Annotated in this window: 4 protein-coding genes; 2 read left to right on the top strand and 2 right to left on the bottom strand. The window is 56.0% G+C overall.

Annotated elements, in window-relative coordinates:
* Positions 1-142: 142 nt before the first annotated feature.
* A complete protein-coding gene (gene hrpA, locus ACMWKA_RS19045) occupies positions 143-4,045 on the bottom strand; it encodes an ATP-dependent RNA helicase HrpA (RefSeq protein WP_414760515.1) in 3,903 nt (1,300 codons plus the stop codon).
* A 204-nt stretch (positions 4,046-4,249) separates the two neighbouring features.
* Here hrpA and azoR point away from each other — a divergent pair, with 204 nt between their 5' ends.
* Positions 4,250-4,855, top strand: a complete 606-nt coding sequence (gene azoR, locus ACMWKA_RS19040) for an FMN-dependent NADH-azoreductase (protein WP_013096706.1) — start codon at positions 4,250-4,252, stop codon at positions 4,853-4,855.
* A gap of 90 nt (positions 4,856-4,945) precedes the next feature.
* Positions 4,946-5,632, top strand: coding sequence for an RluA family pseudouridine synthase (locus tag ACMWKA_RS19035; protein ID WP_097533483.1), 687 nt, complete (start codon positions 4,946-4,948; stop codon positions 5,630-5,632).
* A 6-nt stretch (positions 5,633-5,638) separates the two neighbouring features.
* On the opposite strand, the gene ACMWKA_RS19030 is transcribed toward ACMWKA_RS19035, so the two are convergent.
* A complete protein-coding gene (locus tag ACMWKA_RS19030) occupies positions 5,639-6,178 on the bottom strand; it encodes a DUF2058 domain-containing protein (protein ID WP_013096708.1) in 540 nt (179 codons plus the stop codon).
* Positions 6,179-6,378: the final 200 nt, after the last annotated feature.

The following is a 6,378-nucleotide window of genomic DNA, read 5'->3' as shown; positions in this document are numbered from 1 at the left end:
GGAACATAAAGTGAACGGAATGACCTCCACAGCCGTATGTTCCCCCTCACCCCAGCCCTCTCCCAAAGGGAGAGGGGGCCGTCTGTGCAGGCATTATTTATGGGGATCCCTCAGCCCGGAGAGAGAGGGAGAAAATAGGGTGTTAAGCCGAAATCTGCTCCATCGCCTGCAAAATACGTTTATCCGAAATCGGATATGGCGTACCGAGCTGCTGGGCAAAGAAGCTGACGCGTAACTCTTCGATCATCCAGCGGATCGCCTGAACGTCTTCATCGTCACGACGTGCCGGTGGCAGTTTGTTTAACCACTGCTGCCACGCCTGCTGCACGTTTTCCACTTTCAGCATCTGGGCACGGTCACGATGCGGATCGATGGCCATTTTCTCCAGCCGTTTTTCAATCGCCTGCAGGTAACGCAGCGTATCGCCGAGACGGTTGAAGCCATTGCCGGTGACAAAGCCTCGGTACACCAGGCCCGCCATCTGCGCTTTGACATCCGACAGCCCCAGCGCCATGGTCATATCCACGCGCCCTTTCAGGCGTTTGTTGATATTGAACACGGTGGTGAGGATCTGCTCGACCTGTTTGGCAATATCCACCACGGTGTCGTTCAGCTCCGCGCGTACCTTTTCATGAAGCTGAGCAAAGCCCTCTTCTGACCAGACCGGACCGCCCGCCTCGTGGATCAGCTTGTCCACGCCGCAGGAGATGCAGTCGTCGATCAGATCCAGCACTTTGCCGTACGGGTTAAAGTACAGCCCCAGCTTGGCTTTGTTCGGCAGCTTCTCGTGCAGATACTTGATCGGCGACGGGATGTTGAGCAGCAGCAGGCGGCGCAGCCCGCGCCACATCATCTGCTGCTGTTCCTGCGGGTTATCAAACAGCTTGATCGCCACGCTGTCGCGCTCATCCACCAGTGCAGGCCAGGCCTTCACTTTGTAGTTACCGCGTTTTTGCTCGTAGCTTTCCGGGAGCTGACCAAAGCTCCAGATGTGCAGCCCGCTCTGCTCAATCCCATCATCCGCCACCGCGGACAAGGTCTCCTGCACTTTGCCTTTCAGCGCCTCTTTCAGCGCGGTGAGCGAACGGCCTTCCTGCAGCTTCTTGTTTTTATCGTCCACCACGCGGAAGGTGATTTTCAGGTGATCGGGCACCTGATCCCAGTTCCAGTCTTCGCGGTCGATCGTGGTGCCGGTCATGCGGCGGAACTCACGCTCCAGCGCATCCAGCAGCGGCAGTTCCAGCGGCGTGACGCGGCCTAAAAACGCTTCGGCGTAGTTAGGGGCCGGAACAAAGTTACGCCGCACCGGTTTCGGCAGCGATTTGATCAGCGCAATCACCAGTTCGCGGCGCAGGCCGGGAATTTGCCACTCAAATCCACTCTCATCCACCTGGTTTAGCAGTGGCAGCGGGATATGAACGGTGACACCATCCGCGTCCGTTCCCGGCTCAAACTGATAGGTCAGCCGCAGCTTAAGGTTGCCCTGATGCCAGAAGTTCGGGTAGTCGAGCTTACTGACCGACTCCGCCCCTTCTTTAATCAGCATGCTCTTTTCAAAGTTGAGCAGATCCGGCGTCTCTTTGCTGGCCTTCTTCCACCAGCTGTCAAAGTGACGGGCGGAAATGACATCGTGGCTGATGCGCTGGTCGTAAAATTCGAACAGCGTCTCGTCATCCACCAGAATGTCGCGACGGCGGGATTTGTGCTCCAGCTCTTCCACTTCGGCACGCAGCTTGAGGTTTTCACGGAAGAAGGCGTGACGGGTCTGCCAGTCGCCCTCCACCAGCGCGTGGCGGATAAACAGCTCGCGGCACAGCGCCGGGTCAATCTGGCTGTAGTTGACCTTACGCGCGGCCACCACCGGCAGACCGTAGACGGTCACTTTTTCGGTTGCCATCACCGCCCCCTGCGCGCGCTCCCAGTGCGGTTCACTGTATGAGCGTTTCAGCAGGTGTTGCGCCACCGGCTCCACCCATTCCGGATCGATACGCGCGGCAATACGCCCCCACAGACGGCTGGTTTCCACCAGTTCAGCAACCATGGTCCACTTGGGTGGTTTCTTGAACAACCCGGAGCCGGGGAAGATGGAGAAACGGGCGTTGCGCGCACCGGTATACTCCTGCTTTTCGGCGTCCTTCATGCCGATATGGGACAGCAGTCCGGTCAGCAATGCGATGTGAATCTCGCGGTACTCCGCCGGTTCACTGTTCACCGGAATACCCAGCTCTTTCACCACCTGGCGCAGTTGGGTGTAGATATCCTGCCACTCGCGCACGCGCAGGTAGTTGAGGAAATCCACGCGACACTGACGGCGGAACTGGTTAGAAGACAGCGCTTTCTGCTGCTCGCCGAGGTAGTTCCACAGGTTCACGAAGGCAAGGAAATCCGACTCTTTGTCGTGGAAGCGACGGTGTTTTTCATCCGACGCCTGCTGTTTGTCCATTGGCCGTTCACGCGGATCCTGAATGGAGAGCGCCGAGGTGATGATCATCGCCTCGCGCACACAGCCGTGTTTTTGCGCTTCCAGCACCATGCGCGCCAGACGCGGGTCCACCGGCAACTGGCTGAGCTGCCGTCCCAGCGGCGTCAGTTTATACGCGGTAGCCTGCTCGTCGGTGGTGATCGCCCCCAGCTCTTCCAGCAGGCGTACGCCATCCTGAATATTGCGTTTGTCCGGCGCTTCGACAAACGGGAAAGCGGCGATATCGCCCAGCCCCAGCGCGGTCATCTGCAGGATGACGGAAGCCAGGTTGGTGCGCAGGATTTCCGGGTCGGTAAACTCCGGGCGGGAGAGGAAATCGTCTTCTGAATAGAGACGAATACAGATCCCCTCCGACACACGTCCACAGCGCCCTTTACGCTGGTTGGCCGACGCCTGTGAAACCGGCTCAATCGGCAGACGCTGTACCTTGGTGCGGTAGCTGTAGCGGCTGATACGCGCCGTACCCGGATCAATCACATATTTGATGCCCGGCACGGTCAGCGAGGTTTCCGCCACGTTGGTTGCCAGCACGATGCGGCGCCCGCTGTGCGGCTGGAACACGCGGTTCTGTTCGCTGTTAGAGAGACGAGCGTAAAGCGGCAAAATTTCCGTGTGGCGCAGATCGCGCTTGCTGAGCGCGTCGGCGGTATCGCGGATCTCACGCTCGCCGCTCATAAAGATCAGAATGTCGCCCGCGCTCTCATTGCCCAGTTCGTCAACGGCGTCGAAAATTGCCTGCAACTGGTCGCGCTCGGTATCCTCCGCCTCCTCCACGATCGGGCGATAGCGCACTTCTACCGGATAGGTACGGCCGGAGACTTCAATAATCGGTGCGTTATTGAAATGTTTTGAGAAACGCTCCGGGTCGATGGTCGCGGAGGTGATGATAATTTTCAGATCCGGGCGACGCGGCAGTAGCTCTTTAAGGTAGCCGAGCAGGAAGTCGATGTTCAGACTGCGCTCGTGCGCCTCATCAATAATGATGGTGTCGTACTGCATCAGCAGACGATCCTGCTGAATTTCCGCCAGCAGGATACCGTCGGTCATCAGCTTGACCATGGTGTTATCGCTCACATGGTCGCTGAAACGCACCTTATAACCGATGCAGCCGCCCGGCTCCGTTTGCAGCTCCTCGGCAATACGGTTCGCCACGGTACGCGCCGCCAGACGACGCGGCTGGGTATGACCAATCAGGCCCTTCACTCCGCGGCCGAGCTCCATACAGATTTTTGGCAGCTGTGTGGTTTTACCCGAGCCGGTCTCCCCCGCCACGATCACCACCTGGTGGTCGCGCACGGCGTTGAGGATCTCCTGCTTCTTCTGACTGACGGGCAGATTTTTCGGATAGGTAATTGCCGGACGAGCCGCTTCGCGCAGCACAACTTTCCCTGCCGCCTGTTCAATCTCTTTCGCCATCTCCTGGAAAATGGCCTGTTGTGCATCAGGATTTTTAACCTTCTTCACCCCGTGCAAGCGGCGAGCAAAGCGCTGTTTATCGCGCAACATCAGTGAATCAAGCTGTTGCAGGAGCATCGGGAAGGTCAATTTTTGTTGTTCTGTCATAGCATTAACGGGCAGTGCACTGCCGGATAAAATCTCTTAGTAATGATTGCTATAGAGTACCACATCAGCGCTTTCCACGCCTTATTCAAAAAATTCGAACATAGGCTTCGATATATTGCGCTATCTCTGTGGCAGGATTGTGAATAAAGTGTCAACAAGCAACGGGGCAACCCCCTTCAATCAAATGCAAAACAGGAATCACCCATGAGCAAAGTATTAGTTTTGAAATCCAGTATTCTGGCAGGGTACTCTCAGTCTGGTCAGCTGTCTGATTACTTCGTTGAACAGTGGCGTGAACACCATTCCGCAGACCAAATCACCGTGCGTGACCTGGCTGCAAACCCAATTCCTGTGCTGGATGGCGAGCTGGTTGGCGCGCTGCGTCCAAGCGATGCACCGCTGAGCCCACGCCAGCAGGAAGCCCTGGCGCTCTCTGATGAGCTGATTGCTGAACTGCAGGCGCACGACGTTATCGTGATCAACGCCCCAATGTACAACTTCAACATCCCAACCCAGCTGAAGAACTACTTCGACCTGGTGGCTCGCGCTGGTGTTACCTTCCGTTACACCGAAAATGGCCCGGAAGGTCTGGTGAAAGGCAAGCGTGCCATCGTGCTGACCAGCCGTGGCGGTATTCATAAAGATACCCCAACCGATCTGGTTGCGCCGTACATGAGCCTGTTCCTGGGCTTCATCGGGATCACCGACGTGAACTTCGTGTTTGCAGAAGGTATCGCTTACGGTCCTGAAGTGGCGACCAAAGCACAGACCGACGCGAAAGCCGCGATCGACAGCCTGGTGGCTGCCTAAGATTTCCCCCTCTCACCGCCCGGTGAGAGGGTTTTTCTTTTCTCCCGCATTTCGTTATCATCCGCTCCCACTCTCCAGCCGGGCGGCCTGATGTCTGCGATTATTGATTCTTTTATAGCCCCACCGTGTCATGACGACATTGAGATCCTCTGGCAGGATGAACATCTGCTGCTGATCAATAAACCTTCCGGTCTGCTTAGCCTCTCGGGTAAAAATCCGCAAAATCTCGATTCGGTGCACTATCGTCTGGTTCAAAACTTTCCTGGCTGCACGCTGGTGCATCGCCTGGATTTTGGCACGTCCGGCCTGATGGTGATTGCACGTAATAAGTCGATCAACGCCGCCCTGTGTCAGCAGTTCAGCCAGCGCAGCGTGAAAAAAGTCTACAGCGCCCTGCTTTGCGGCCACCTGGAAAACAATGGAGGGATAATTGACGCGCCGATTGCCAAAGACCCGGCGCTGTTTCCGCTGATGTCGATCTGTGCCGTTAACGGCAAACCCGCCCGTTCACGCTATCGGGTGGTGGAACGCCTGCATCAAAACGCGGCGATGCCGCTCACGCGGGTAGAACTGACGCCTGAAACGGGGCGAACCCACCAGTTGCGCATTCACTGTCAGCTGCTGGGCCACCCGATTTTAGGCTGCGATTTATATGGGGGACGGACGTGGCCTGGCAGCGGAACAACGCCGAGGCTGATGCTGCATGCCAGTCAGTTGAATTTTATTCATCCGGTGAGCGGCGAGCCGGTTAACGCCCGTCACGCCGCACCGTTCTGAGCCGTATTACCACATCAAATCGTCAGGGATTTTGAAATCGGCATACGGATCGTCTTCATCCTGCTCTTCCTGACTCAGGGCGCTGTTTAGCACAATACTGTCGGCATCGCGCTGGGCAATTTTATCCGCCACCACCGCCGGGATAATGGCATATTCACAATCGCCGTTAGCGTTAATCACCAGACGCGCGATGGCCAGACGACCGTTAATCAACTGGGTCTGGGTTGCCTTATCCACCTCGATTTTTTTGATCAGATTGCCGTCGGTGAAGTTAAAGGTGATGTTGCCTTTTGCCACCGTGATGCGGTTCATCTCAATCAACTGCTTCACCTGCGCCTTAAACTCTTTGGCGAGCACGGCCTGTTTTTGCTGCTCGCTCAACTGTTTGTCACGCTCAAGCTGCGCTTTTTTGTTCTCTTCTACCGCCTCTCTGGCCTCACGCGCCTGCACGCGGGATTTCTTGGCCGTGCGCTGAACTTTGGCCATTTTCTTGCTGGAGACTAAGCCCGCTTTCAGCATCTGCTCTTGTAAGGTGAGTTTTGTCATGAGTGTGTTTAAACCGGTTGGAAATTTTGGGGATTATAGCGGGAATTGCGGAGCGTGTGTTAGAGAAGTAGGCATGGCGTTTAGTTGCCTGAGGCTGGTTCATTATTCATTCAGCATTTATTAACGTTAACGCCTAACGAGTGATTAAAAATTGTCAGGTCATTTTCTTAAAAAAAATGAGCAACTCATAAATATGATGT

Source organism: Enterobacter sp. 03-F-07-AD-ECC (assembly GCF_047530935.1).
Lineage (GTDB): Bacteria > Pseudomonadota > Gammaproteobacteria > Enterobacterales > Enterobacteriaceae > Enterobacter > Enterobacter cloacae.
This window is presented reverse-complemented; position numbering and strand designations above follow the sequence as displayed.